The following is a 26,536-nucleotide window of genomic DNA, read 5'->3' as shown; positions in this document are numbered from 1 at the left end:
CCACGCCGGTGAATCTTGCCGGACGTCAGCGGGCGGAAGGCCACCGGACCTCGATGCGGGCGCCGCCCTCCGGCGACTCCCCCGCGCGCACCGATCCGCCGCGCCTGCGCACGGCCTCAGCGGCCAGGGCGAGCCCCAACCCGGCCCCGCCCGTGCTGCGAGCCCGATCCGGCTCGACCCGGTAGAAGCGGTCGAACACGCGGGCGCGGTGCTCGGGCGGGATGCCGGGTCCGTCGTCGTCGACCAGCAGCCGCACGCCCATCCCCTGCTCGGCCTGCACCGACGCGCGCACGAGCGTCCGGCCGTAGCGCACCGCGTTGCCGATGACGTTCTCCACGACGGTCGAGACCTCGGCGGACGCGGCGAGCACGAGCACCGGCTCGTCCGGCAGGTCCGATTCGATGTCCGTTCCGAGCCGTTCCGCCGCGGTGCGCACGGCCGAGGCCAGGTCCACGGGCCCGGCCGGTTCCCCCTCGCGTTCCGCTCTGGCCAGCGCCAGCAAGCTCTCCACGAGGGTGGAGAGCCGCTGCGCTTCGCCGGCGATGTCCTGCAGCGTCTCGTGGGCGATGTCCGGATCGGGGTGCATCACGGCGACCTCGGCCTGCGCTCGGATGGAGGCGACCGGGTTGCGCAGCTCGTGGGCGGCGTCGCCGGTGAAGCGCCGCAGCCGCTCGGTGTCGGCGTCCCGTCGCGCCAGCATCGCGTTGAGCTCCTCGGCCAGCGCGCGGATCTCGTCGGCGGCCTCGGGCACCGGCAGCCGCTCGCCTTCGGGAAGTCCGGCCGCCGCGCTGCGGATCCGGTCCACCGGGCGCAGCGATCGGTGGACGACCAGCCACGTCGCGAAGCCGACCAGCGCCGCCGCGATCACCGATCCGAAGCCGAGCAGCTTCCCGGTGCGACCGGCGGTGTCGGCGAAGCCGACCAGGCGGGACTCGGCGGCCACCAGCAGGTCGCGGCCGCCGGGATCGGTGACCGGGACGCCGCGCCAGCGGTGCAGCTCCGCGGGCGCCACGAAGTCCAGGACCCCGCTGCCCGCCCGCAGCTCGGCGATCTGCCACTCGCCCAGGTTGGTGCTGGGCAGGCCGTCCACCGGTGCCCCGTCGGCGCTCAGCACCCGCACGTCGGGACGGGGCAGGTGCGGCTGCCCCGAGGCGACCTGGCTCGCCGTGCCACGCGCGATGCGCGTGAGGTCGGCGTCCACGGAGTCGATCAGCAACCAGCTGACGATCCCGGCGCCCGCGTGCGCGACGACGCTCAGACCGATCAGCGCGACGACGGCGGCCACGACGCTGGTCCGGAACTGGATGGTGCGGCGCTGCCACCACCCGCGCAGCCTCCGGATCATGCGTCGGCGCTGACCCGGTAGCCCTGCCCGCGCACGGTCTGCACGAGCTCGCCCGCTCCCACCGCGGTGAGCTTGCGCCGCAGGTAGCCCACGTAGACCTCGACGACGTTGCGGGTGACGAACTGCTCCTCGCCCCAGACCATCCGCAGCAGGTCGTCCTTGGGCACCACCGACTCCGGGTGGCTCGCCAGCGCGACCAGCAGGCCGAACTCGCGCGGCGAGAGCGTGACCGGCTGACCGCCCCAGTGCACTTCGCGGTTGCTGCGGTCGATCTCCAGCGCTCCCACGCGCAGGCACGCCTGCTGACCGGCGTTGTCGCGGCGCCGCAGCAGCGCCCGCACCTGGGCGACGAGCACCAGGAACGAGAAGGGTTTGACCAGGTAGCCGTCGGCGCCGAGATCGAGGCCGTCGGCCTGGTCGACCTCACCGCTCTTGGCGGAGATCAGCAGGACCGGCGTGGCCACGTCCTGCTCGCGCATCCGCTCCAGCACCCGGTAACCGGACATGCCGGGCAGCATGACGTCGAGCAGTACGACGTCGAAGGCACCGGTCGTGGCCAGGCGCAGCGCTTCGGTCCCGTCGGCGGCGACGCTGACCTCCATGCCCTCCGCGGACAGTCCGCGGCGCAGGGCCGTCCGCACTCCCGGCTCGTCGTCGACCACCAGAACCCGAGGCAACATGGTGACCAGCATGCCGACCAGAACCCGTCCGGAGCACCTGTCTCAGGGCCTTCTCACGGTGACCGGCCCGATTCTCAGCTCGATCTCAGAATGGGCACGTCGCGGGCGGTCGGAACGTGCTCGCTCAGGCACCATGAGGACATGACCGAACTCCTCACCGACGCGCAGATCTCCGAGGCGCTGGAGCACCTGCCGGAGTGGCACCGGGACGGCGACAAGATCGTCCGCGAGGTCGACTTCCCCGGGTTCCCGCAGGCCATCCAGGCCGTCACGCGCATCGCCGAGATCGCCGAGTCCGAGAACCACCACCCCGACATCGACATCCGCTACAAGACGGTGACGTTCTACTTGTCCACCCACTTCAAGGGCGGCATCACCGGCAACGACACCTCGCTGGCCCAGGAGATCGACACCGTCGTCGAGCAGTTCGGCTAGCCCTCGACGAGGTCGGCTACCTCGTAGGCGCATCCCCAGGACAAGCCGATGCCGCTGCCCGCGTGTCCGTAGTCGTGGATGATCCGGGCGCCCTCGTAGCGCTCGGCCTCGACGCGGACGGACTCGCGGCCCGGCCGCAGCCCGACGGTCTCCTCCAGGACTTCCGCGTCCGCCAGCCGCGGTTCGAGCTCGGCCACGCGGCGTCGGATCCCGGCGCTGAGGTCGGCTCGCGGCGTCCGCCGCCAGTCGTGGTCCAGGGAGACGCCGCCGAGCACGACTCGGTCGCCGTGCGGCATCCAGGACGTGAACTCGCCTCCGTCGGTGAGCTCGATGAAGTACTCGTCGATGCCCGGGTTGCGCACCACCACGTGCTGGCCGAGGACGGGGTGCACGCCGGGGTCGCCGACGAGCTCGTGAGCGCCGACGCCGGTGCAGTTGACCACCGTGTCGGATTCGGCGACGGCGTCGGCCAGCGACTGCACCGGCCCCAGCCGGATCTCGCCGCCCGCCGCCTGGAACCTGGCGAGCAGGAAGTCGAGGTAGCGCGGCATGTCGATCAGCGGGACCGTCGCGCGGTAACCCCAGACGAATCCGCCGGGAAGCTCGTGCTCGTGGCATCGGCGCAGGTCGGGGACGAGCTTGGTCTCGGGAGGGACGACGTCGCCGAGGTCGAACCGCGCGGCCATCCGTCCCGGGGCCAGGTGCACGCCGGAGCTCTCGTCGCGCGCCAGCGCGGTGAACTCGGCGTGCGAGAGGGTCGCCCAGTAGAGCACTCGGTCCGCCGGCTTGAGCCGCGCCGGGCCCCACATCGCCCCGGCCACCGCCGAGGTGGTCTCGCGAGGGCGCTCAGCGGTGCGGATCAGCACCTGCCGACCTGCTTCGGCGAGTACGACGCCGCAGGTCAGACCGTGCACACCCGCACCGATCACGAGTACCGGACTCACGCGTTCGACGCTAGCAGCCCCGCTGCCGGGTGGACCTCTCCCGAAGCCCGGTTTCACCCGGCCGCCCGGTCATCCCTCGTAGTCCCGCAGCACCTCGGCCAGTTCCGCCAAGGCGTCGGCGAGCGCGTGCCTCTCACTCCGGGAGACCTCGCCCCTCGGCAGCCGGAAGGCCACCCGGTCGAGCTCCCACTGCGCTTCGCGCAGCACCACGGCGAAGTTCGCCGAACGGCACATCGGCCTCCCGATCCTCCGGTTCTCCTCGATCATCACCTTCACCTCGCCCCGACCTCGTCGTAGGTTCAATCCTGCAGGTCAAGGGGGCTGTCAGGGCAGCGTTGAAGAACGTTCTCGCGCTGAGTAGATGTACGCCGGACGCTCCCGGAATTCGCCGAGGCCGGACGGAGCACCGCCCTGTCCGCCGGACATCACGCGGGTCTCCCGAGACGCCGCGCGTTCAGGTCGGGTGCGTTCAGATCAGCGCGGTGACGTCGGGTTCCGCGCCGGTGGCGATGGTTCCGGTCACCGCGAACGACCTGAGGTCGAGGACCGCCACCTCGTTGATGTCCAGCAGGGTGACGAACGCCGTCGGTTCCGCGGGGTGGAACGAGATGCCGGCCGGGGTGCCGCGGAAGCCGATCGACCGCTCTTCGCCGAGGTCGGGCCGGTAGCGGGTGACGGTCCGGTTCTCGATGTCGGTCGTCAGCACGTCGCCATCGCCGGGGATCACGTAGACGCGCAGCGGATCTCCCGGCACGGACGCCCGCTTCTTCTCGTGCAGCGTCCGGGCATCGAGCACGACGATGGCCTTGTCCTCCCGCGCACCCACGTACAGGAGGCTCTCGTCCTCGCTCAGGGCGCAGCTCTCGGGCAGCCGGCCGGGCGAGGCGATGATCGGCGGCACCGAGGCGTCGTGCGGGTCGACGAGGCTGACCGTGTGCGACAGCAGGCCGGTGACGTAGGCGTGCGTGCCCGCCCGGTTCACCACGACCATGTGCGTCTTGATGCCGCCGGTGTGCACCGCGCCGGAGGGCGCGTCGGCGTGCGCCGGGTCGTCGATCCGCAGGAGGACCCCCTTCTCCTCGCTGAGCACGTGGAGGCGGTCCTGGTCGTCGATTGCGATGCCGTGCAGGCGGTTGAACGGGCTGAGGTCGATCGTCCGCACCAGTTCGCGGGCGGCGAGGTCGATGACGAACACGCTGGTGCCGCCGGTCCCCGGGTCGCCGGACATCCGCACCCCGTAGTGCCCGATGTAGGCGTACCGGCCCGTGCTGTCCACGACCATCTCGTGCGGGTACTGCTCGAGCGGGATCCGGTGCAGCAGGTTCCCGGTCGCGACGTCGTGGAACGCGACGGCGTGGCCGCTCTTCTCCACGACCAGGAGCGTTCCCGCGACCTCCCGGCGAGCGCCGTCCGCCGCGGCAGCGGCAGGTGCGGTCAGATTCGCGGCCACGCCCGCGGCCAGCAGTCCGCCGCCCATCGCCCGCAACACGGTCCGCCTGTTCTCCACGTCATCCGCCCCTCTCGCAGTCCCGTCTCCGAGTTCGCCGGAACGCTAGATCAGCGGAGGCGGTGAGGTGCGGTGATGGGCAGTTTTGGTCTGAATCGACCAGGCACAACGGACATGATCATGGGTCGGTTCGGACCAGAGCTGCCCGCTGCCGACCCAGCCGTCACCCGAGTGGGTGTGCGCGACGCGTCCCGCGCACGAGGCGCTCCGAGGGCGCCACCGAGCCGCACGCGCTGAGCAGAAGTGTCGTGAGCTCGGGGTTCTCGCATACTCGACCGGTGGCTCTGCGACGGCGAGGACAGTTCTCCCTGCTGCAGCGCGTCTACGTGCTCGTCGGAGCCCTCCTCGTGGTGAGCGTGGTGATCACCGGCGCGACGTTCGCCCTGCGGCAGCGGGTCGAGGTCTCGACGGACAACCTGATCGACAGAATCGTGCCCGCGCAGACCGAGACCGCCCAGCTGATCACCGCCTACTCCGACCAGGAGAACCGCGTCCGGGCGTTCCTGCTGACCGACGACCCGTCGTTCCTGACCGACTACGCGCTCGGCCAGGCCAACGCGTCCCAGCTCCAAGATTCCTTGGGCCGCCACCTCACCGGCGACCCCGTGGTGCACGAGCTGGTGAGCGACGTCGCCTCCGCCGCGCGGAGGTGGCACCAGCAGTCCGTCGAGCCGCTGATCTCGCGCAACCGCGGTCCGGGCCCGTCGAAGCTCACCCCGCAGGAGAGGGAGTCCGAGGAGGAGCGCGCGGACGAGCTGCGCGCCGAGCTGTTCGAGCTGCGCGCCCGGGTCAACGAGATCGGCATGGCGGAAGCGGGTAAAGCCGACGGTGCGCGGGTGGCCGCGAACTGGCTCACCGTCGCACTGGCCCTGGCCGGCCTCCTGGCCTGGACGGCGGTCGGCCTCCTGCTCCGCAAATCCCTCACCCGCCCCTTGCGCACGCTCGTGTCGCAGGTCAACCAGGTGTCGGAGGGCGACCTCGACCGAGCCGTCCACGAATCGGGCCCGCTGGAGCTGGCTGCGGTCGCGCGTGCGGTGGAGGCGATGCGCACCCGCATCCTCAGCGAGACCCGGCACATCGCGCAGATGCAGGAGGAGCTGGCCCACCACGAGAAGGCGGAGCGCCGCCGCGCGGAGCAGGACTTCGAGATCGTGGTCGACGCGCTCGACGAGGGCGTCATCGTGCTCGACTCGAACGCGGTCATCGAATCCGCCAACCCCGCTGCGCAGCGGATCTTCGGCGAGACCGATTCGGAGATCATCGGCTCCTCGCTCGACGCCTGGCCCGTGTTCGACGAATCCGGGGTCGCCCTGCTTCCCGAGGACTGGCCCGGGTGGCCGGGCGAGCTGGTGAACTCCCAGGTGATTCGCCTCGATCGGGCGGACGGCACCAGCGCGTGGCTGGCGGTCACCTCGCGAGTGCTCAACACGGCGGAGGGCGTGCCGTACAAGGTCGTCATGTCGTTCGCCGACATCACCGAGAGCCGCGCCGCCCAGAGCCGCCTGGAGCACGAGGCGACGCACGACCCGCTGACGGGTTTGGCCAACCGCACGTTGGTGCTGCGCCACATCGAGCACGCGCAGCAGCAGGGCCGCTCGATCTCCGTGCTGTTCCTCGACCTCGACAACTTCAAGATCATCAACGATTCGCTCGGGCACGGCGTCGGGGACGAGGTGGTGCGCAGCGTCGGTCAACGGCTCGTCCACGCGACACCCCCGGAGGACCTGGTGGGCCGGCTCGGCGGGGACGAGTTCGTGGTCCTCGCCCACGACGAGAGCGACCACGACAGCCTCGGGCGGCGCTGCGGACGGCTGCTCGCCTCGCTGACCGAACCGATCCGGGCGCAGGGCAGGCAGCTGCACCTCACCGGCAGCATCGGGGTCGTGGTGTCCGAACCCGGCGACGAGCGCTCCGGCCAGGACCTCCTGCGCGATGCCGACGTGGCGATGTACCAGGCGAAGACGCGAGGAGGCGGCGGGTGCTACGCGTACTTCGACGTCGAGCTCCGCAAGGGCGTGCAGCGGCGCATGGACCTGGAGCAGGACCTCCGCCACGCGGTGCGGCGGGACCAGCTCTGGGTCGCCTACCAGCCCGTCGTGGACCTGCGCGCCGATCGCACCGTGTCGGTGGAGGGGCTGCTGCGGTGGCGGCACCCGGTCCACGGGCCGGTTCCGCCGAGCGAGTTCATCCCGGTCGCCGAGGGCAGCGGGCTGATCAACCCCATCAGCGAGCACATGCTGCGCACAGCCACCACCGAGCTCGCCGCCGAACGCGAGCGCCACCAGGTCGACGTGGGCCTCAACGCGAACCTCTCACCGCGCCAGCTCGACGATCCCGACCTGCTGGCGCTCGTGCAGCACGCCCTCTCCGACTCGGGCCTGCCCGCTCACGCCGTGTGCCTGGAGGTCACCGAGGAGGCGATCATGCACGACCCGGCTGCGGCCGCGCGAGTGCTCAACGCCCTGCGCGAGCTGGGGGTCTCGCTGGCGATCGACGACTTCGGCACCGGCTACTCCTCGTTGGCCCAGCTCCGGCGACTCCCGCTGGACACGCTCAAGATCGACCGCTCGTTCATCACCGACCTGGGCGATTCGAACGAACTGCGGATCATCGTCACCAGCATCGTCACCATGGCCCACGCGATCGGGCTCGACGTCGTGGCCGAGGGCGTGGAAACGGCCGAGCAGTTCGACATCCTCAAGGAACTCGGCTGCGACCACGCCCAGGGCTACTACCTGAGCAAACCCACCTCGCTCGACCAACTGCTCGCCCCTTACCTCGGCACTCCCGCGGAGTGACGCCGGCGGTGCTCGCGTCGAAGACCGCCCGGGAAAATCAGCGATTCGTTGCCGCCCTCTCGCATGATCGGGCACCCTTGCCGTTCATGAGTGAAATGCTGCCGTCCACTTACGTCCGCGCGGCGCCGTTCGAGCGGAAGCACGGGAACACCCTCGGCACTGCCGCGCTCTGGGCAGGAATCGCAGCGTGCATCGCCGCGTTCTTCCCGCTCACCAGCCTCTCCCCGACCACCGACGTCTTCCCGCTCAACGGCTTCGTCACGTGGCCGACCATGATCGTCGGTGGACTCCTCGGAGCGTTCCTCGGAGTGGCCGCCCTGCGGAAGACGGGCGCGGAACGAGCGACGAACCGCACGACGGCGAAGGTCGCCCTCGCGCTCTCCATCGTGTCGCTCGAAATGTGCGTCGGCTGGGCAGCCCTCCACCTGTGACGGCGCCCCGACACCTTCGGGTGCACACCGCCCAGTTTTAGTCCTAACTGAGCCGACATTTCGGACATGATCATGGCTCAGTTATGACTAAAACTGGGACATGCCGCGGCGCCGGGTGCGGGCCGCCCCGCTCGTTGCGCGACCCGCCATGCCGCGAGGACGTGCGGGTGCGCGATCTCGGTGTGGAACGTCAGGGCGTCGAGGCCCGTGGTGCCGAGGTCGACGAGGACGCGTCCGCAGCGGGCTCCGCCGACCGGGCACAGCCAGCACTCCCGATCATCGAGCACCACCACCTCCAACTCGATCAGGCACCCGCCTGTCGCGATCGCAGCCATGCCCAACACTCTACTGCAGTCTACTGCGGTCTTATGTCATCCAGCAGGCTTAACTGCGGTGGAAGACAGTTGTTCGCATGTGGGACAGCCGAACGGACCGGATCGAACGGGACGGCCCGGTCACCGTCTGGCGTCAAATCGCTGACGACCTTCGAACCGACATCGAATCCGGCGAACTCGCGGCAGGAAGCCGACTCCCCTCCGGAACCGAGCTCGCGGACATCTACCAGGTGGCCACCGTGACCGCGGTGAAAGCGGTCAAAGCCCTGGAAACCGACGGCCTGGTCATCCGGACTCAAGGCCGCGGCACGTTCGTGCGCAAGTAAACCCGCTCGCCCACCGGGGCAAAAGAGAAACCCCGGACCGAAGCCCGGGGCCACCTCGCAGATCGATCAGACGTTGAAGCAGAACTCCACGACGTCGCCGTCGACCATCGTTGTGATCTGGGGCAGCGCCGAAGGGTGCTCGTCCCTCCGGAAGAACCCCTACTTTGATGGGTGAACAATCCGATCACAGCGGGTGCTCCGGGCCAATACTCTTTGAGACCATGACACGAGCATCGTTCGAATCGCTGCGCACGAAGGGCTTCTGGCCAGTTCAGGAACACACCAACACGTGGGTTCCGGGCAGGATCATCGGCGGTACGACGATGATCATCGGCCCGTTGGTGTGGTTCGCCGGCCTGCTGGTGCGCCACCTCGCCATCCAGTTCTCCGGTCTCACTTCCGAGCAACGCGCGCACTTCGATGCGCAGAACTTCGCCGCCCCGCGCGAGCTGGCCGCCTACGCCCAAGATCCCGCGCTGGTGACGGCGGGCTACGCCTTGTTCGCGGGTGGAACGATTCTCCTGTTCCCCGCGGTGCTGACCTTCGCCCGGATTGTGGCCGCACGCTGCCCGCGACTGGGGTGGTGGGGCGGCACCCTCTTCGCCACTTCCCTGTTCGCCCGGCTCTACTACTCCGGCGTCGAGCTGACCGCGTTCCGGCTGGTCGACGCACTCGGCCTCGACCAGGCCACCCAGGTCGTGCTGGACTCGTACGCGGAGCTGTCCTACGGCCTGTGGAGAATCCCGGTCACCGCCGCGCTGGGCGCGCTCGTCGGCATCGTGCTGCTGGTGATCGGCGCCTTCCGGGCGGGCGTCATCGGCCTCGGACGGGCCGCCCTGCTGCTGTCGTTCGGCTGGGTCTTCATGGGCGTGCTCAAGGAGAGCGACCTCGTCTTCGGCGTCCTCGGCGGCGGTGTCGCGGTCTGCCTGGTCTTCATCCCGCTGGGCATCACCGTGCTCCGCGACCGGATTCCACCGCTGCACGCCACCGTTGAGCCGCTGACCGGGACCGCGCGCACGCGGCCGACACCGCCGATCTGGTAACCGCACACCCGACCCGGTGTGCAGTTCCCCACGTCAGCCGCTGATCAGACGTTGAAGCGGAACTCGACGACGTCGCCGTCGACCATGGTGTAGTCCTTGCCCTCCATGCGGACCTTGCCCGCGGACTTGGCCTCGGCCATGGAGCCCGCCGCCATCAGGTCGTCGAAGGAGACGATCTCGGCCTTGATGAAGCCGCGCTCGAAGTCGGTGTGGATGACGCCCGCGGCCTGCGGGGCGCTCGCGCCCTGCGGGATCGTCCAGGCGCGGGCCTCCTTGGGACCGGCCGTGAGGTAGGTCTGCAAACCGAGGGTGTGGAAGCCGGCGCGGGCCAGGGCGTTGAGGCCCGGCTCCTCCTGGCCGATGGACTCCAGCAGCTCGCGCTGCGACTCCTCGTCGAGCTCCATGAGCTCCGCCTCGACCTTGGCGTCCAGGAACACCGCGTCGGCCGGGGCGATGAGCTCGCGCAGCTCCTTCTGCTTGGCCTCGTCGGCCAGCACGCCCTCGTCCGCGTTGAACACGTACAGGAACGGCTTGGTGGTCAGCAGGTTGAGCTCGCGCACGTCCGGGTCGTCCTTGCCGATGCCCGCGGCGAACAGCGTCTTGCCGTCCTCCAGGATCGTCTGGGCCTTCTTGACGGCCTCCAGGGCAGGACGCTTGTCCTTGTTCGTGCGAGCTTCCTTCTCGAGCCTGGGCAGCGCCTTCTCCAGCGTCTGCATGTCGGCGAGGATCAGCTCGGTGTTGATCGTCTCGATGTCGCTGGACGGGTCGATCCGACCGTCGACGTGCACCACGTCCGGGTCGTCGAAGACGCGGATGACCTGGCAGATCGCGTCGGCCTCGCGGATGTTGGCGAGGAACTTGTTGCCCAGGCCCTGCCCCTCGGACGCGCCCTTGACCAGGCCCGCGATGTCGACGAACGACACCGAGGCGGGCACCGTCTTGGCGGAACCGAACACCTCGGCCAACTTGTCCAGCCGGACGTCAGGAAGCGGCACCACGCCGACGTTCGGCTCGATGGTGGCGAACGGGTAGTTCGCCGCCAGCGCGTCGTTGCTGGTCAGCGCGTTGAACAGGGTGGACTTGCCGACGTTGGGCAGACCGACGATTCCGAGGGTGAGACTCACGCCTGGGGATTTTAGGCGTTCCGCTCCCGGACCATCGGGCCCGGTCGTCCCCACCGTGTCCGATTCCCGCTAGGAAGGGCCGCTTCGCGCTGGGAGCATCGGTGACGTGCTGGTGGGAACAGAGGATGCGTTCAGGGCCGTGGCCGCGCGTGACGCGCGGTTCGACGGCTGCTTCATCCACGCCGTGCGGTCGACCGGAATCTACTGCCGGCCGTCCTGCCCCGCGCGCACGCCCAAACGCGCGAACAGCGAGTTCTACCCGACGGCCGCCGCTGCGCAGTCCGCCGGGTACCGGGCGTGCCGCCGCTGCTTGCCGGACGCCGTGCCGGGGTCTCCCGAGTGGGACCTGCGTGCCGACCTCGCGGGGCGGGCGATGCGGCTGATCAGCGACGGCGTCGTCGACCGCTGCGGGGTGCAGGGCCTGGCCGACCAGCTCGGCTACTCGGAACGGCACCTCACCAGGGTGCTCACCTCGGAGCTCGGTGCCGGTCCGCTGGGGCTGGCGCGGGCGAACAGAGCCCACGCGGCGCGGGTGCTGATCGAGACGACCGACATCTCGTTCAGCGACGTCGCGTTCGCGGCGGGCTTCGCGAGCCTGCGGCAGTTCAACGACACCATGCGCGAGATCTTCGGCCGGACGCCCACCGAGCTGCGCGGGCACAAGCGCGGAACGCCCAGCGGAGCCGGAACGGTGCACCTGCGGCTGCCGTTCCGGACGCCGTGCGACATCGCCGGCGTGCTGCGCTTCCTGGCGCGACGGGCGCTGGCCGGGCTGGAGGAGTTCGACGACGGGACCTACACCCGGTCGCTGCGCCTCCCGCACGGCACCGCCACCGCCGCCCTGCGCCCTGCAGACAAGCACGTCGCCTGCACCCTGCGACTGTCGGACCTGCGGGACCTCGGCAGCGCGGTGGCCAGGCTGCGCCGGCTGCTGGACCTCGACGCCGACCCGGTCGCGATCGACGAGGTGCTCGGCTCCGACCCCCTGCTGCGCGGCTCGGCCGCACGCTCCCCCGGCGTCCGCGTGCCGGGCGCGGTGGACGGGCTGGAGATCGTGGTGCGGGCGGTGATCGGGCAGCAGATCTCGGTCGCCGCCGCGCGCGCCACGACCGAACGGCTGGTCACCGAGCTCGGCGAGCCGCTGCCGCACCCCGACGGCGGGGTGACCAGGCTGTTCCCGACCGCCGAGGCGCTCGCCGAGCACGCGGCCGCAGCGCTGCCGGGACCCCGGCGACGTGCGGAAACCGTGCGGGACGTGGCGGTGGCGGTCGCCGGCGGGCAGCTCGCCCTGCACGCCGGGCGCGACGAGGCGGAACTGCGCGAGGACCTGGAGCGCATCCGGGGCGTCGGGCCGTGGACGTCGAGCTACGTCGCGATGCGCGTGCTCGGAGCACCCGATGTGCTGCTTTCCGGTGATCTCGCGTTGAGGCGGGGTGCTGGGCTGCTAGGAATCCCCGAGAACCCCACCGCCCTCGCGGCGCATGCCAAGCGCTGGAGCCCGTGGCGCTCCTACGCCGGCGTGCTGCTGTGGGAGAACGCGAGCACCGGGCCGCCCGCGTCGCCCGAACCCGCGACGCGGCAAGAACCCTTCGAAGACTGGGAGTCATCGTGATCAAGTGGTCCACTGTGGAAACTCCGGCGGGACCGTTCTGCGCGGTGGTGGACGCCGACGGCGTCGTGCTCGCCTCCGGCTGGACGGCTTTCACGGACGACCTTCTGCCGCAGGTCGCCCCGTCCCTGATGTTCGAGGAACTGGTGCAGGCCGACGACCTCGGCCCGGTCACCAAGGCGATCACCGCCTACCACGAGGGCGACCTCGAGGCGGTCGACGACATCCCGGTGCACCAGGAGTCCGGCCCCTACCTGCAGCACGCGTGGAAGGTGCTGCGCACCGTTCCGGCCGGAAAGCCCTTCAGCTACTCCGAGTTCGCCGGTCTCACCGGGAAACCGCGCGCGGTCCGCGCAGCGGCGACGGCGTGCTCGCGCAACGCCGCGGCGTTGTTCGTGCCCTGCCACCGGATCGTGCGCAGCGACGGCTCCGTCGGCGAGTTCCGCTGGGGCTCCGACAAGAAGCGCTGGCTGCTGGCCCACGAGCGCCAGAACACCTAGGAGCTCCATCGTCCTGCTCGGTGGTGCGGGTGCCCTGTGTGGGTGTGTGGGGGAAGTTTTCATGAAAACTTCCCCCACTCCCACGCAGATGGGGACCGAGCACTTCGACGGAGGTCTAGGACGTCGAGAGTTCGAGGGTGGAGCCCTGGCGGGACTTGCGGACCCGGAGCCGGACCGCGATGCGCTGCCGCATCTCCTCCACGTGGGAGACCAGACCCACGACCCGGCCACCCGCGCGCAGCTCGTCGAGCGTGTCCATGACCAGGTCGAGCGTGTCGGCGTCCAGCGTGCCGAAACCCTCGTCGATGAACAGCGTGTCCAGCAGCGCGCCACCGGTCTCGGCGGCGACGACGTCGGCCAGACCCAGCGCCAGCGACAGCGAGGCCAGGAACGATTCGCCGCCGGAAAGGGTTTTGGCCGGGCGGACCTTGCCCGAGTAGTCGTCGAGCACGTCCAGGCCGAGGCCGCCGCGGGTGCCCCGGGCACCCGCCGCATCGGTGTGCACGAACGAGTAGCGACCGTCGCTCATCCGCTGCAGGCGGCGGGTGGCCGCGACCGCCACCTCCTCCAGCCGGGCGGCCAGGACGTAGGCGCGCAGCGACATCTTGCGCGCGTTCTGACCTCGCCCGTTGACCACGTCGGCCAGGGCCTCCAGCTCCGCGTGCTCGGCCATCGCCGGGCCCAGCTGCGCCCACGAAGCGCGCAACCGCTCGGCGAGGCCCGCGAGCTCGGTGTGTCGCTGCTCCGAGCGGTGCGCCAGCGCCGCCGCGCGCTCGGCGGCTTCGCCGGCGGTGGTCGCGGCCTCGGACGCCCGCTCCCAACCGGCGTCGGTCTCCGGGTCGACGCCGAACAGGTCGGCGCTGGCCAGCGCTTCGCGCGCACCGGCGGCGCGGCGGTCGACCTCGGCGAGGGACTCGTCCAGCTCGGTGATGCGCCGTTCGTCCCGCTCGGCCGCGAGCGCCTCGTCGACGTTCGCGAAATCCGCTGCGGTGGCGGCCTCCGCGAGCCCGGAACGGGCCTCGGTGAGCCGCTGCTCGGCGTCGTCGCGGGCCGTCCGGGCGGCGATGAGCCGTTCCACCTTGTCGGCGACGTCGAGCAGGTGCGCGCGGCGATCGGCGATCGTGTCGAAATCGCCTCTCCCGTCCCGCAACCGCGCTTCGCGCTCCTCGATCGCCTTGGTGAGCGCGGCTCTCTCGCTTCCGGACGCGGCGATCCTGCTGCGCAGCGCCGAGATCTGCTCGGCGAGCTCGTCGGTCGCCGACTCCAGCTTGCCGAGCTCCGCTTCGCGGCCGGCGATCGCGGCGGCGGTCTCGCTCAGCCGGTTCTTCTCCTCGCGCAGTTGCGCCAGTTCTTCGGCCAGCTCGGATTCGTCGTGCTCGCCGAGACGGTCGCGCAGGTTCGCCACCTGCTGCTCGGCCTGCTGCGCGGCGGTCGTGAGGCGTTCCCGCTCGGCCTGAGCGCGCTGCTCGGCCTGCTGGGCGGCGTCCTCGTCCTCGGCGCGCACCTGGTCGTCGACCGGCTGCCCCGGTGACGGGTGCTCGGCCGAGCCGCAGACCGGGCACGGGTCGCCGTCGCTGAGCCGGGCGGCGAGTTCGGCGGCCATGCCCGCGAGGCGACGAGATCGCAGTTCCTGCAGCCGGTCTCGGGCCTGCTGGTGGGCGTCGACGGCCTGCTGCGCGCGGCTCTTGGCGGACTCCAGCTCGCGCTGCGCACCGGGGATCTCGCGCGCGGTGGTCAGCAGCGCGGCGACCTCGGTGCCCCGGGTGCGCACGGTGTCCAGGCGCAGTTCGGCGTGCTTGGCCTCCTCGACGCGTCTGCGGGCCTCGGTGATCCGCTCCGGCAGCCCGTCGCGCTGCTCGACGAGTTCGGCCTCCCGCTTCTCGTCGGCCGCGGTCTTGGCCGCGAGTTCGGCGAGCGCGCGCTGATCCGATTCCTGCTGCTGCGACTCGGGGATCAGCTGCGCCAGGGCACCGGCCTGCTCGCGCTCGGCTCCCGCGCGGGCGCGCAGATCGTCCAGCGGGGCCGCGGGATCGACCTCGCAGCGGGAAGCCCAGGTGGTGACCTCGGCCTGCGCCCGGTCCCGGTCCTGCTCGGCGCGATCGGCCGTCCGGCGGGCCGAGATCACCGGCACCGCTCGCGAGGCCGCGGCACGTTCGGCCCGCCACTGATCGTGCTCGGCGCGCTGGGCGTCGATCTCGGCGAGCGTCGTGTTGGCCTGGCGGACCCGGCGGACCTTCTCCGCGAGCGCACGACTCTCGTCCAGCGCCTTCTGGGCCTGGTCGCGTTCCCTGCGGAGCCGGGTGTGCTCGACGCGCGTGCTCTCCAGATCGCGGAGGGCCTGCTTCTCGATGTCCTCCAGCCAGTTCTCGTCGCCCACCTCGGAGGTCTGCTCGACGCCGGAGACCTGCGAGATGCGGGCGTTGAGCTCGTGGACCTGCTGCGACTGCGCTTCGAGCGCGCGGCGGCGCTCGCGGCGGCGCTCGACGAACCAGCTCTCGACCTCGCCGAACCGCTCCGTGCCGAACAGCCGCTCCAGCAGCTTCTCCCGCTCCCCGGTGTCGGCGCGCAGGAACTTCGCGAACTCGCCCTGCGGCAGCATCACGACCTGGAAGAACTGCTCGACGCTCATGCCCAGCAACCGCTGCACCGTGCGGCCGACCTCGTCGATCCGGGTCAGCCCCTCCGGCGGCTGCGCCGTCGGCGCGCCTCCGACCCAGGTCAGCGACGCCTTGGCTTGCTGGGTGGTGAAGCCCTCGCCGCGCTTCTTGGGCCGCTGATACTCGGGGCTCCGCTCCAGCCGCAACCGCTGGCCCTGGATCGTCAGCTCCAGCACGACGCTGGTGTTGACCTCGTCGGCCGCGGTGTCGCAGCGCAGCCGCTTGGCATCGTTGCGCGCGCCGGGAACAGCACCGTAGAGCGCGAAGGCGATGGCGTCGAGCAGCGTGGTCTTGCCCGCGCCGGTGTCGCCGTGCAGCAGGAACAACCCGTCGGTCCCGAGCTGATCGAAGTCCACGACCTGGTGGTCGCGGTACGGACCGAAAGCGGTGACTTCCAGGCTGTGCAGCCTCATTCCGGTCCTTCCGCGATGACCGCGTGCAGCGCCTCGTCGATCAGGGCGCGCTCGGAGTCGGTGGGTTCGGCACCCCGGCAGTCCTCGACGAACCGGGCGGCGAGCGAGTTGTCGTCGCGACCGCGGACGATCTCGGCGTAGCGCAACGGCGCGGTGGCCTTGCCGGTCGCCGGTCGCCATTCGAGGTGCACCGCGTGCGGGAAGCGTTCCTGCAGGCGGCGCATGGCCTCCAGCGGGCGGACCTCGTCGGTCAGGGTCGCCGAGACGTAGCAGTCCTCGGCGTCGGCGTGCTCCGGGTTCTCCAGCAGCTCGACGAGCTCGCCCTCGATGGTGGTGAGACGGCGCGGAACCGGCAGTTCGCGGCGGCGCACCTCGGCGAGCCCGTCGGCTCCGAGGTCGACCAGCCACACCGATTTGCGTTGCCTGGCCTCGGAGAACGAGTAGGCGAGCGGGCTGCCCGAGTAGCGCACGTGCTCGGCAAGCGTCTGCTGGCCGTGCAGATGGCCCAACGCGACGTAGTCCGCGCCGTCGAAGACCGAACCCGGCACCTGCTCCACTCCCCCGACGGCGATGGTGCGCTCGGACTCGCTGCTCTCACCGCCGGTGACGAACGCGTGCGCGAGCACCACCGAGCGAGTCCCCTGTGGACGGTCGTCGAGGTCGGCGCGGATCCGGTTCATCGCCTCGGTGAGAACGACCGCGTGGCCGCGACTTTCGATCTCCGCGCTCGCCCCGGGCGCGTCGGCGCTGGCCTTCAGGGCGTGCTTCGCGGGATCCGGCTCCAGGTAGGGGATGCCGTAGAAGGCGACCGGACCGTGCTCGTCGTCGATCAGCACCGGCTCGTGCAGCCGGTCGATGCGGGTGCGCAGGTGCAGCCCGCCCGCGGCGGCGAACTCGGCGAACGCGCCCACGCGCGGCGCGGAGTCGTGGTTGCCGGAGGTGATGACCAACTGCGCGCCCGCCTCGCGGATGCGGGCGAGCACGCGCACGCACACCTGGACCGCCTCGCCGGAGGGCACCGCGCGGTCGTAGAGATCACCGGCGACGACCACGACGTCGACCTGCTCCTCGGTGACCAGGTCGGCGAGTCCGCTCAGCACGGCCTCTTGATCTCCGAGCAGGTCACGGCCGTGGAACGTCCGCCCCACGTGCCAGTCCGAGGTGTGCAGTACCCGCATGGCACCAAGCTAGCGGCGTCCCGATCTACCGCGCTCGACCCCCCGGGCAACCTCGGCGTGTCGCACGCCCTCGCCTCGAAGCGTGCGCTCACGATCACCAACCGCGATCAGCGCTCGTCCCGGGGCATTCGAATTTCGCGCGAAATTCGAATGGTCCTGCGTGCCGAGGTGATCTTGTCGGTGGGGTCTTGGATGATTGCCGGGCCTGCTCTTCGGGATGGAGGTCGTGTGGGGACTGGGGTTCTGGCCGGGTTCGTCGTCGTGCTGATCCTGCTGGTCGCGGCAGCGCTGGTGCTGATCTGGCGGTTGTACGGCGACAGCGCGCGCCGAGCCGACGAGGCGCTGCGGATGGTGGAGGCCGAACGGGCCCGCAGCACCGCGCAGCAGGCCGCGCTGCGGCGCTACGAGGTCGCGTTCGCCTCGATCACCGGACGCGGCGAGCTGGGCGAGCAGGTGCTGGTGGAGACCGCGCGGTCGCTGGGCCTGCGGGAGGGCATCCACTTCACGCTGCAGACCGACCTGGCCGGCGGCGGCGCGGCACGTCCGGACATGGTGCTGGAGGTCGGCGGAGGCCGGCAGGTCCCGGTGGACTCCAAGGCCAGTCTCGCGGTGTGGGCCGAGGCGATGGAGACCGACAACGCCGAGGAGCGCGCCGACGCCCTGCGGGTGCACGTGCGCAACATCCGCTCCCGTGCGACGGAGCTGGCGAGCAAGGGCTACCAGCGCTGGGCCGATGCGATCTACGGCTCGATCATGTTCGTGCCCTCCGACGCCGCCGTGGTCGCGGCCCTGGACACCGACCCGCAGCTGCTGTCGTGGCTGTTGGGCAAGCGGGTCTTCCTCTGCGGCCCCACGGGTTTCGCGGTGCTGGCCTCGGCGGCGATGTTCGCCTCGACCGAGCGCACCCTCGCCGAGGACATCGAGCAGGTCCGCAGCCAGGCGGTTCGCTCGCAGCGCGCGGCCACCAACGCGGTGGACGCGGTCAACCTCTCCAGCACGCACCTGCAGCGCTTCGTCTCGGCTCGGCGCCGGGAGCTCGACGCGCTGGAGACCTTCCGGAACTCCGTCCAGCCCCTCGCCGAGACTGCGGGCTCGGGCGACATCTCCGAGGTCCGCAGAGAAGACGACGCCTCCCTCAACGGAGCCGACCCCACCCAGAACTGAGCCCCCGCACCTCAGCGCCACACTGCCCGGCATCGGACGGTCCCGACCCGAACCGCCCGCCGATTCGCCCGGTCGACTCATACCAGAACTGCCACGCGGACCGCCGCCGCCATCCCGACCCTAAGCCCGGTCGCGAGTGCCCCACCAGGGCATCTCCCAGTTTTAGTCCAAACCGAGGACGCTTCGCGCCCGAAATGTCCGCTCAGTTTGGACTAAAACTGGGACATGCCTCCACGCACCACATAGCAGCCGGGCTCCCGGGGCGACCAGGGGCACCGGGCTTCGGGGTGGCTGGGAGTTCGCACTCTCGGGTGTCTGGGTCCCGGGTGGTTGCGAGTGCCTGGGGTTAGACGTGGGTGCGGACGAAGGCGTCGAGGGCGTCGACGATGAGGGTGGTCTGCGGGCCCTTCCCGAAGCCGTGGTCGAGGCCCTGGTACGGGTGCATCTGCGCCGTGACGCCGAGACTGCGCAGTTGCGCGGCGAAATCGAGGCTCTGGTCCAGCGGGACCAGCGAGTCCGCGGTGCCCTGCTGGATCAGGAACGGCGGCTCGTCGCCCGAGACGTTGCGGGCGGGACTCGACGCGTCCGCGACATCGGGGCAGTCCACCGGCATGCAGCCGAGCAACCCGGTGATCGCGCGACGCGCGTAGTCCTGCAACTGCGGATGTTCGTGCTGCGCCTCGGCGCTGAGGTCGCTGGGCCCGAACCAGTCGACGACCGCGCGGATCCCGGTGAGACCGCCGCCGGGCTCGGCCGGATCACCGGCGACCGCACCGAGCTGCGCGACCAGGTGCCCGCCCGCCGAAGCGCCCCAGAGCCCGACCCGGTCGGCGTCCAGCCCCCAGCGCGCCGAGTTCTGCTGCAACCAGCGCACGGAGTCGGCGACGTCGACGAACTGCGCGGGCGACTGCGCGACCCCGGTCAACCGGTAGTCCACGGTGGCCACCGCATATCCGCGTTCCAGCAGTCGTTGCGCCGCGCGGGCTTCCGGCGCGGCCGGATCGGCGTCGAGGGTGCGCACTCCGGCGTCCCAGCCACCGCCGTGCACGTAGACGATCAACGGCGCCTCAGCGGCCCGGCGTTGCGGCAGGTACAGGTCCAGGCGGAGCGCACCGGTGTCCCGCTGGGCGTACACCTGGTGCCGGAAGACCTGCTGCGCTCCCAGGTCCCGGGGTTCGGCGGCGGGGGCGACGTCGGCTTCGGAACGCGAGCAGCCCGCGGCTACCAGCGCGAGCAGGGCGAATCCGGCCGCGAGAACACGCCGTGCCACCGCGACCTCCCACGACCTCGTATCTCACCCGGAAGAGTGAGCTTAACAAGATCGTGGGAGCGGGACCGGTGAATCAGTTCCGTTCGTCGGCCGCGTGCTGCTCAGCGGCCAAGAAGTGCGCGATGCGGGTCGTCGACTCGTAGAGGTCGCGGTAGTGCCGGTAGTAGTTGTCGTAGCGCTCGGTGTTCTCGGTGTTCGGCCGAACGACGTCCACGATCGGGTTCCAGTTGTCCGGATCCTGCGCGACACCGGTGCCCACCCCGGCCAGCAGGGCGTTCCCGTAGGCGGCACCGACCGTCTCCGCCGGGATCTGCTGCTCCTTGCCGGTGATGTCCGAGACGATCTGCGTCCACAGCCCGCCCTGCGTACCACCACCGACCGCGACCAGCCTGCGCGCGGAACCACCGGCCTGACCCATCGCCTCCAGGTTGTGCCGGACGCCGAAGGAGATGCCCTCCAGCGCAGCCCGGTACAGCTCGGCGCGGCCGTGCTCCAAGGTCAGCCCGGCGAACACACCTCGGGCCGACGGATCGGAGATCGGCGTGCGCTCCCCCGCGAAGTACGGGAGCAGCAGCAGCCCGCGCGAACCGGCCGGCACGTCACCGGCCTCCGCGATGAGCTCGGCGAAGTCGCCGTCGACGAGCTCGCGCAGCCACGCGGTGACCGCGCCCGAGGTCGCCATGCCCGCGGCCAGCGTGTAGGTGTCCGGGAAGGCCCCGGCCGTGCCCCACAGCACCGGGTGCGGCGTGACCTCGTCGAGGACCTCGACGAAGAACATCGTCGTCCCGTACATCAGCATCACGTCGCCCGGAGCGCGCACGCCGACGCTGGTCGCCTCGGCCCACGCGTCCACCGTGCCCGCCGTGACCGGAAGTCCTTCCGGCAGGCCCGTTTCCGCCGCCGCCTCGGCTCCGACGCGACCGACGACCTCGGTCGGCCAGGCCAGGTCCGGCAGCGAGAGACCGGGCGCGACCCGCTCGGCCCACTCCGAGGACCAGTCGCGGGCTCGCAGGTCGTAGATCGGGTCGCACTGGCTGGCCGAGTGGTGGTCGAGCACGTACCGACCGGTCAGCCGGTGCACCAGGTACGAGCTGCACATCAGCAGCATCTCGGTGCGCCGGTAGACGTCCGGTTCGTTCTTGGCCAGCCACCTGATCTTCGGCCCGACGGCCTGGCTGGACAGCGCCGAACCGCCCCGCCGCAGGATCTCCTCGGCGCCGAGTTCGTCGGTGAGCTCGTCGATCTCCTCGGTCGCGCGGGTGTCGACGCCGTAGAGGATCGCCGGTCGGAGCGGTTTTCCGCTCCCGTCGGCGGGCAGCAGCACCGGACCGATGCCGCTGACGCCGAGCCCGGCGAGCTCGTAGCCCTCGGCGGCGGGCAGCAGTTCCCTGGTCAGTTCCAGGAAGTCGGCCCACCACACCGATTCCGCGTCGTGCTCCACCCAACCCGGGTGCGGGTGCGAGGTCTCGTGCGGTCGGCTCGCCCGCGCGACGATCGTGCCCGTGGCATCGACCAGCACCCCCTTCGAGCTGGAGGTGCCGATGTCGATGCCGAGCAGGACCGCGCGTGAGTGCTGAAGCCGGTCCGCACCGGCTTCAGCACTCACGACCCTGACCCCCGGCTCCACTCGTCGAGGCGGATGTCCAGCTGCTCGGCCACTGCCCGCAGCGCGGCGCGGTGGTCACCGGGCACAGCGTGGATGTGGTTCGCCCCGAACTTCGACAGGAACACCTCGCCCGGCGCGTCCAGCCGCGCGAACGCGTGCGGCCACTCCGGCGTGGACTGGTCGACGAGGACCTTGTTCGTCGCCTCGTCGTAGTTCTCGAACTCGCCCAGCATCAGCTGCAGGCGGTACTCGCCGTCCTCCCTGGTCAACCGGCCGAGCGTCATCTCGCCCGGAGCGGCGATGTGCTGCACCGAGGCGCCGCCGGCGGGGAAGAAGAACACCTCCGGGAAGAAGTTGACCTTCGACAGGTTCTCGGCCGGGTCGTCGCTGCGCGCGGCGTACCAGGTGGCGTGCTGACCGGAGTTGCACAGGTCCCAGATGTCGCGGTCGGCGTGGTAGTGCCGGACGTCGGCGAACAGCACCGGGGTGCCCGAGATGGCCTTGAACAGCTGCATCGTCAGCGCGCCGTCCATGTCGGCCTCGGTCGCGCACACGTGAGGCTGCTTGGGGCCGTTCCAGTCGTAGGGGTCGTTGAGGAACGCCTCGGTGACGTCCATCGTCGCGAAGTTCTCGGTCAGCTCGGGCTGCGCCTTGATCCCGGAGAAGTCGAGGTTGCGCTCGTCGATGATGTCCCGGATCGCCAGGTACGAGCGGATCTGCCGTTCCAGCAGCTCCGGCGTGAGCTTGTCACCGTCGTAGTGCACCCCGGCCGCGTGCTGCTCGATCCACTCGCGGGCCTTCTTCGCCTCGGCACCGTCGGCCTGCTCGGCGCGCAGCACCAGCTCGTACTGGTCGATCTCCTCGACGTCGACGCCGAACTTGCGCATCCACTGGTCGGTGTTGGCCACGGCCGTGTTCATGCCCATCGGGCGCCCGCCGAAGCGGCCGAACGTGGAGCCGTGCAGCGAGCCGACGGCCGCCGACGCCTGCGCGTGGACCCCGATCTTGGCGGCCAGGTCGGCGTCGTCCGGAGCGCCCCAGGCGCGGGTGTGCTTGCGGCCGATCTGGTCCAGCGCGCCACCTGCGGCGAGCATCCCGACCAGACCGGGCTCGGTGGGATCGGTGCTGGCCACGAGGACCAGCGGGCTGCGGGTGGCGTCCGCGGCGAGCATCGTGAAGTGCGGGAACGACCAGACCGCGTAGTAGAAGACGGTGACGTCCACATCGGCGGCCGCGACCTCGCGGGCCACCGATGTGGCCAGGGAGTTGGTGGCGACCAGATCAGCGCCGACGACGACCTCGTGCCCGGCCGCGCGGAGCGAGGCCACCAGAGCGTCCTGTTTGGACTGGATGAATCCCGCGTTGCGGGCGTGCACGTGACCACGCCCGTCCGAGATGCTGACGACACCGATGCGAGCCACAGTTTCCTCCAAGTTCGCTTCACAGACGGCGTTGACTGCTGCAGAACCGGCGCGGTGCGCAGACGCCCGGCCGAATCCCTGGGAAAACCTTGCGAACCGACGCGAGCAATCGTTTTCTCGGACGCTATTCTTGCGTGATACGGGCTGTCAAGGCGGGTGGCTCACCGTCACTCGGCCAGCGGCGAGGGAGGAAGTCGTGGCGACCATCAACGACGTGGCGACCCGCGCGGGTGTGTCCACGGCAACCGTCTCCCGCGCCCTCAACGGCAAGGCGACGGTGGATCCGGACCTGGCGGCGCGAGTGCTGGCCGCAGCCCAAGAACTCGGGTACCGGCCCAACGGACCTGCCCGCAACCTGCGGAAACAGGAAACTGCGGTGCTGGCCTTGATCATCTCGGACGTGGAGAACCCCTTCTTCACGGCGATCGCCCGCGGCGTCGAGGACGTCGCGCACGAGGCCGGCTACTCGCTCGTCCTGTGCAACTCCGACGACACCCCTGCCAAGGAGCGCGAGTACGTCGACGTCGCCCTGCAGGAGCGCGTGGCCGGAGTGCTGCTCTCCCCCACCGGCAACGCCGACACCGCGGAACTGCTCGCCCGCCACAGCACACCGGTGGTGGCGGTGGACCGGCCGCTGCCGGAGAGCGCGAGCGACACGGTGCTGGTGGACAACCGGCTGGCCGCCAAGCACGCGACGCTCCACCTGGCCGGGCAGGGCTACGGCCGCATCGGATGTCTCACCGGCCCCAGCGGCGTGCCCACCGCCGACGACCGGCTGGCCGGTTATCGCGACGGGCTGCGCGCGGCGAAGCTGCCCAGCTCCACCTCCCTGGTGCGGCGTTCGCAGTTCAAGGCCGAAGGCGCGCAGCGGGCGGCGCACGGCCTGCTCACCCAGGACGATCCGCCGGACGCACTGCTGGTCGGCAACAGCGCGATGGCCGTCGGCGTGCTGGAGGCGTTAGCCGCGCTGAACCTCAAACCCGGCCGCGACGTCGGCGTCGTCGCCTTCGACGACGCTCCCTGGACCACGCTGCTCGACCCGCCGCTGTCGGTCGTCGCCCAGCCGGCCTACGACATCGGCGCGCTCGCGGCGCGGCTGCTGCTCGACCGGATCGGTGGTGCTCGCGAGGAGACCTCCACCACCACGCTGTCCGCGCACCTGGTGGCGCGCGGCAGCTCGGCGCGCTGACGGGCGGTTGTGGTCCGAACCGTCCGGACGACAAGGACATCGATCATGGACGGTTCGGACCACAACTGCCCCGTTCCCCAGGGGTGATCAGTTCGAGCCCGGCATGAGGCCGTGCTCCTCGCTGGTCGGCGGCTGCTCCGAGGTTGACTCCGGCGGAGCGGACTCACCCGGAGCCGGTTCGGACGGCGCAGGTTCGGACGGAGCCGGCTGCTGGCCCGGTACCTGCGGATCGGTGGGTGCCGGCTGGGACGGCGGCTGCCCCGGAGCCGGTGGCACCGGCGGCAGCGACGGCGGGACCTCCGGAGGTGGTGGGCCCGCCGGGAGGCTGCGACCAGCCGGAGCTCCGTACCAGTAGGCCGTGGAGCTGTAGTCGCCCGGCTCGTCGTTGGCCGGGCCGTGCTCGATGCCCGCGACCAGCCCGTTCCGGAAGGACACCGCATCGCCGACCATGAGCCGGTACGCGCCGGTGCAGTCGAACTGGCACCCGTCCTGGTTCACCTCGTGACCGGGGTTGCCCGCCAGCGGCATCGAGAACGTCGTGCCGAACCGGAAGTACCAGCCCGACTCGTAGAAGTCCTCGCTCCCGGTGCCGTGCCACGCCGGTTCCTGCGCGCCGTCGACGTAGAACCGCTCGTCGCCCTCCAGGTAGTTGCGCGGGTTGGACGCCGCCAGCGGAGTGGAGTGCGGCAGGACGCTGGCCTTGGTCTCGTCGAGCGGGATCTGGCCGCGCATGGTGTGGGTGACCCCGTAGAAGGTGCCCGCTCCGCCCTCGTCCAGGAAGTTCCAGTCCTGGCCGGGAACGGTGTTGCCGCGCTTGTGGGTGGCGTGGAAGTGCCCGCTGCCCTCGTCGAGCCCGCCGGGCCCGGTGACGACCTCGGCGGTGGCGCCCTCGATCGGGATGCCTCCGGCGTTGACGATCTCGACCTTGGCACTCTCGTTGAACGGCATCGGCCACCACGCGGTGTACCAGCCGTCGAGGCCGGGATCGACCGAGCTCATCATGGTCCGCACGTCGTGCTCGCCCAGGCCGGTGCCGAAGAACTCGCCGATGGGCGCGTCCACAGTGGTCTTGCCGTCGAAGGTGATGCGCAGCCGCGCCGACTCCAGCACCGCGTCCGACGCCGCGACCACCTCCGGCGGGGTCGTGTACCGGCCGAACAGCTGCGAGCGCTCGAAGACCGGGTTGTCGATCTGGTATCCGTGCGCGCTCTCCTCGCCCGGATGCCCGGGGCCGAGGTCGAGGACGTCGGTGCGCACCCACTCGCCGTTGACCTTGCTCTGCACGTCGTAGCGGAACTCGTTGACGTCCAGCGAGGACGAGAGGAACCGGTTGTCCACGTCGATCGAGGACTCCCCGGCGGTGACCTCCGCCGGAACGTCGATCGCCTGCACGCCCCACTGCCCGGGAGCGGCCGGACCGCTGCGCCACTCGCCCACCGGCCGGCCGTTGACGCCGACGCTCGCGACCTGGTCGGCGACCTGCGGGTCGAACCTGCGGATCAGGCGGACGCCCTCGTTGTCGGGGGCCACCCGCATCCGGAACCGGCTGCCGCCGCCCGGACCGTAGGCCATGCCGTCGTCGACGACCTGCGGTGCCGCCTCCACCTGCGGCAAGCGCACCCGCAGCTGGTTGATCCGCGCGGGCCCCGACACCTCGGCGACCGTGTGCGAAGCACCGGGCAGGAGTCCGAAATCGCTGCGGACCGGCGTGCCGCCGGTGGCGCTCTTCGGGTCCGCGACGCCGAAACCGCGCATCCTCTCGAGCACGTCGGTCGCCGGGTCCGACGGGTCGAAGGTCTCCACGCCTTCCGCGTCCGGGAAGGTCCGGTAGTTCACGTGGTAGAAGTCCGGGTTGTTGCGGACGGTCACGCGCATCGATTCGCGGAAGGGCATCGGAACCTTGCTGACGACGCCACCCGCGGCGTCATCGGCGTTGCCCACCAGCGGCCACTCGAACGGCGCTCCGAGCTTGCCGTTGACCACGTCGATCAACGGGGCGTCGAGCACCGTGCGCCCGTCGAGCTCGACGACGATGTTGCCGGTGGCCGTGACGTCGCCCATCGGCTCGCGGGTGCTCCACAGGCCGGAGATCTCCCCTGGCCCGGTGTGCTCGGCGATCACGCATCCCTGCCCGGATTCGCGCAAGCAGGAGTACGTTCCCTCGAAGCCGTCGTCGTTGCCGCCGGAGCGGTCGTAGCTGGAGAACTGCAGGGACTGCTCGTCGCCGCGCAACCGCGGCATCTCGTCGAGATCTCGGTAGGCGTCCCAGCCGACCTGGCCCTTGCTGGGCGGTGCCGGTTCCTGGGCGTGGGCCCGGACGGTCGCGAACCCGGCGTCGGCGACCACCGCAGCAGCGGCGAGCGAGAAGACACCCAGGTAGGCGGCGAGCCGGCGTGATCGCCGGCGGGCGTCGCTGCGCGACGGTGCGGAGCGTTCTGTCATCGTGCTCGCCCTCCCCTGCGGACAGACCTGTCCACAGCAAACAGTTCTGCCGCTGATTCCGGTTCCGGTGAATCGTGATGCGCTCTAACGAAGTGGTTTCCAACCGACGCGGACCCGGC

Annotated in this window: 22 protein-coding genes; 9 read left to right on the top strand and 13 right to left on the bottom strand. The window is 70.8% G+C overall.

Going from position 1 to position 26,536, the window contains the following annotated elements; all coding sequences use genetic code 11:
- Positions 1-25 precede the first annotated feature (25 nt).
- Both FHU35_RS21930 and FHU35_RS21925 read right to left on the bottom strand, forming a co-directional pair.
- Positions 26-1,345, bottom strand: a complete 1,320-nt coding sequence (locus FHU35_RS21930) for a sensor histidine kinase (protein ID WP_145742828.1) — start codon at positions 1,343-1,345, stop codon at positions 26-28.
- Positions 1,342-2,025 (bottom strand): response regulator transcription factor, encoded by a 684-nt coding sequence (locus FHU35_RS21925; protein WP_145742822.1) that lies wholly within the window; start codon positions 2,023-2,025, stop codon positions 1,342-1,344. Before FHU35_RS21925 ends, FHU35_RS21930 begins: the two co-directional genes overlap by 4 nt.
- Before the next feature lie 141 nt (positions 2,026-2,166).
- Here FHU35_RS21925 and FHU35_RS21920 point away from each other — a divergent pair, with 141 nt between their 5' ends.
- A complete protein-coding gene (locus FHU35_RS21920) occupies positions 2,167-2,460 on the top strand; it encodes a 4a-hydroxytetrahydrobiopterin dehydratase (RefSeq protein ID WP_145742820.1) in 294 nt (97 codons plus the stop codon).
- Here the strand turns inward: FHU35_RS21920 and FHU35_RS21915 are convergent.
- The 3 genes from FHU35_RS21915 to FHU35_RS21905 form a co-directional block, all read right to left on the bottom strand.
- Positions 2,457-3,404, bottom strand: a complete 948-nt coding sequence (locus FHU35_RS21915; RefSeq protein WP_145742818.1) for an FAD-dependent oxidoreductase — start codon at positions 3,402-3,404, stop codon at positions 2,457-2,459. The two genes, FHU35_RS21920 and FHU35_RS21915, sit on opposite strands and share 4 nt — an antisense overlap.
- 69 nt (positions 3,405-3,473) lie before the next feature.
- Positions 3,474-3,671, bottom strand: coding sequence for a hypothetical protein (locus FHU35_RS21910; RefSeq protein ID WP_145742816.1), 198 nt, complete (start codon positions 3,669-3,671; stop codon positions 3,474-3,476).
- Between the two features lie 202 nt (positions 3,672-3,873).
- A complete protein-coding gene (locus FHU35_RS21905) occupies positions 3,874-4,911 on the bottom strand; it encodes a YncE family protein (protein WP_145742814.1) in 1,038 nt (345 codons plus the stop codon).
- Between the two features lie 278 nt (positions 4,912-5,189).
- Here FHU35_RS21905 and FHU35_RS21900 point away from each other — a divergent pair, with 278 nt between their 5' ends.
- Complete coding sequence (locus FHU35_RS21900) at positions 5,190-7,709, top strand: EAL domain-containing protein (RefSeq protein ID WP_186459554.1); 2,520 nt, start codon at positions 5,190-5,192, stop codon at positions 7,707-7,709.
- An 86-nt stretch (positions 7,710-7,795) separates the two neighbouring features.
- Complete coding sequence (locus tag FHU35_RS21895; protein ID WP_145742809.1) at positions 7,796-8,140, top strand: hypothetical protein; 345 nt, start codon at positions 7,796-7,798, stop codon at positions 8,138-8,140.
- Between the two features lie 77 nt (positions 8,141-8,217).
- On the opposite strand, the gene FHU35_RS21890 is transcribed toward FHU35_RS21895, so the two are convergent.
- Positions 8,218-8,475, bottom strand: a complete 258-nt coding sequence (locus FHU35_RS21890; RefSeq protein WP_145742807.1) for a hypothetical protein — start codon at positions 8,473-8,475, stop codon at positions 8,218-8,220.
- A 77-nt stretch (positions 8,476-8,552) separates the two neighbouring features.
- Between FHU35_RS21890 and FHU35_RS21885 the strand changes: the two genes are divergently transcribed.
- Both FHU35_RS21885 and FHU35_RS21880 read left to right on the top strand, forming a co-directional pair.
- Positions 8,553-8,801, top strand: coding sequence for a GntR family transcriptional regulator (locus tag FHU35_RS21885; RefSeq protein WP_145742805.1), 249 nt, complete (start codon positions 8,553-8,555; stop codon positions 8,799-8,801).
- A gap of 221 nt (positions 8,802-9,022) precedes the next feature.
- A complete protein-coding gene (locus FHU35_RS21880) occupies positions 9,023-9,844 on the top strand; it encodes a hypothetical protein (RefSeq protein ID WP_186459553.1) in 822 nt (273 codons plus the stop codon).
- Between the two features lie 44 nt (positions 9,845-9,888).
- On the opposite strand, the gene ychF is transcribed toward FHU35_RS21880, so the two are convergent.
- The gene (ychF, locus tag FHU35_RS21875) at positions 9,889-10,968 is read right to left on the bottom strand and encodes a redox-regulated ATPase YchF (protein ID WP_145742803.1); all 1,080 of its coding nucleotides are present in this window, start codon (positions 10,966-10,968) and stop codon (positions 9,889-9,891) included.
- 139 nt (positions 10,969-11,107) lie between these two features.
- Here ychF and FHU35_RS21870 point away from each other — a divergent pair, with 139 nt between their 5' ends.
- Complete coding sequence (locus FHU35_RS21870) at positions 11,108-12,580, top strand: AlkA N-terminal domain-containing protein (RefSeq protein WP_342788550.1); 1,473 nt, start codon at positions 11,108-11,110, stop codon at positions 12,578-12,580.
- Complete coding sequence (locus tag FHU35_RS21865) at positions 12,574-13,077, top strand: methylated-DNA--[protein]-cysteine S-methyltransferase (RefSeq protein ID WP_145743758.1); 504 nt, start codon at positions 12,574-12,576, stop codon at positions 13,075-13,077. Before FHU35_RS21870 ends, FHU35_RS21865 begins: the two co-directional genes overlap by 7 nt.
- A 115-nt stretch (positions 13,078-13,192) precedes the next feature.
- On the opposite strand, the gene FHU35_RS21860 is transcribed toward FHU35_RS21865, so the two are convergent.
- Together FHU35_RS21860 and FHU35_RS21855 are read right to left on the bottom strand one after the other, a co-directional pair.
- Positions 13,193-16,147 carry an AAA family ATPase gene (locus tag FHU35_RS21860; protein ID WP_145742799.1) on the bottom strand — a complete coding sequence of 985 codons (2,955 nt, stop codon included), beginning with the start codon at positions 16,145-16,147 and terminating at the stop codon, positions 13,193-13,195.
- Positions 16,144-17,325, bottom strand: coding sequence for an exonuclease SbcCD subunit D (locus FHU35_RS21855; RefSeq protein WP_145742797.1), 1,182 nt, complete (start codon positions 17,323-17,325; stop codon positions 16,144-16,146). The genes FHU35_RS21860 and FHU35_RS21855 overlap by 4 nt, the downstream gene beginning before the upstream one ends.
- Before the next feature lie 228 nt (positions 17,326-17,553).
- Between FHU35_RS21855 and FHU35_RS21850 the strand changes: the two genes are divergently transcribed.
- Positions 17,554-18,489 (top strand): DNA recombination protein RmuC, encoded by a 936-nt coding sequence (locus FHU35_RS21850; RefSeq protein WP_145742795.1) that lies wholly within the window; start codon positions 17,554-17,556, stop codon positions 18,487-18,489.
- Positions 18,490-18,835: 346 nt separating this feature from the next.
- Here FHU35_RS21850 and FHU35_RS21845 read toward each other — a convergent pair whose 3' ends face one another.
- From FHU35_RS21845 to FHU35_RS21835, 3 genes are all read right to left on the bottom strand, one after another.
- Positions 18,836-19,759: an alpha/beta hydrolase gene (locus FHU35_RS21845; protein ID WP_145742793.1), complete on the bottom strand. Its 924-nt coding sequence runs from the start codon at positions 19,757-19,759 to the stop codon at positions 18,836-18,838.
- A 73-nt stretch (positions 19,760-19,832) separates the two neighbouring features.
- Positions 19,833-21,365 carry an FGGY-family carbohydrate kinase gene (locus tag FHU35_RS21840; RefSeq protein WP_145742791.1) on the bottom strand — a complete coding sequence of 511 codons (1,533 nt, stop codon included), beginning with the start codon at positions 21,363-21,365 and terminating at the stop codon, positions 19,833-19,835.
- Positions 21,362-22,786 carry an L-fucose/L-arabinose isomerase family protein gene (locus FHU35_RS21835; protein WP_145742789.1) on the bottom strand — a complete coding sequence of 475 codons (1,425 nt, stop codon included), beginning with the start codon at positions 22,784-22,786 and terminating at the stop codon, positions 21,362-21,364. Before FHU35_RS21835 ends, FHU35_RS21840 begins: the two co-directional genes overlap by 4 nt.
- A 196-nt stretch (positions 22,787-22,982) precedes the next feature.
- On the opposite strand from FHU35_RS21835, the gene FHU35_RS21830 reads away from it, so the two are divergent.
- On the top strand, positions 22,983-23,975 hold the full coding sequence (locus tag FHU35_RS21830) for a LacI family DNA-binding transcriptional regulator (RefSeq protein ID WP_145742787.1): 993 nt from the start codon (positions 22,983-22,985) through the stop codon (positions 23,973-23,975).
- A gap of 87 nt (positions 23,976-24,062) precedes the next feature.
- Here FHU35_RS21830 and FHU35_RS21825 read toward each other — a convergent pair whose 3' ends face one another.
- Positions 24,063-26,417: a glycoside hydrolase family 172 protein gene (locus FHU35_RS21825; protein WP_222429468.1), complete on the bottom strand. Its 2,355-nt coding sequence runs from the start codon at positions 26,415-26,417 to the stop codon at positions 24,063-24,065.
- Positions 26,418-26,536: the final 119 nt, after the last annotated feature.

Origin of the sequence: Saccharopolyspora dendranthemae, from assembly GCF_007829955.1 — a bacterium.
Lineage (GTDB): Bacteria > Actinomycetota > Actinomycetes > Mycobacteriales > Pseudonocardiaceae > Saccharopolyspora > Saccharopolyspora dendranthemae.
The sequence above is the reverse complement of the archived record's forward strand: the minus strand, read 5'-3'. Positions and strand labels throughout refer to the sequence as shown.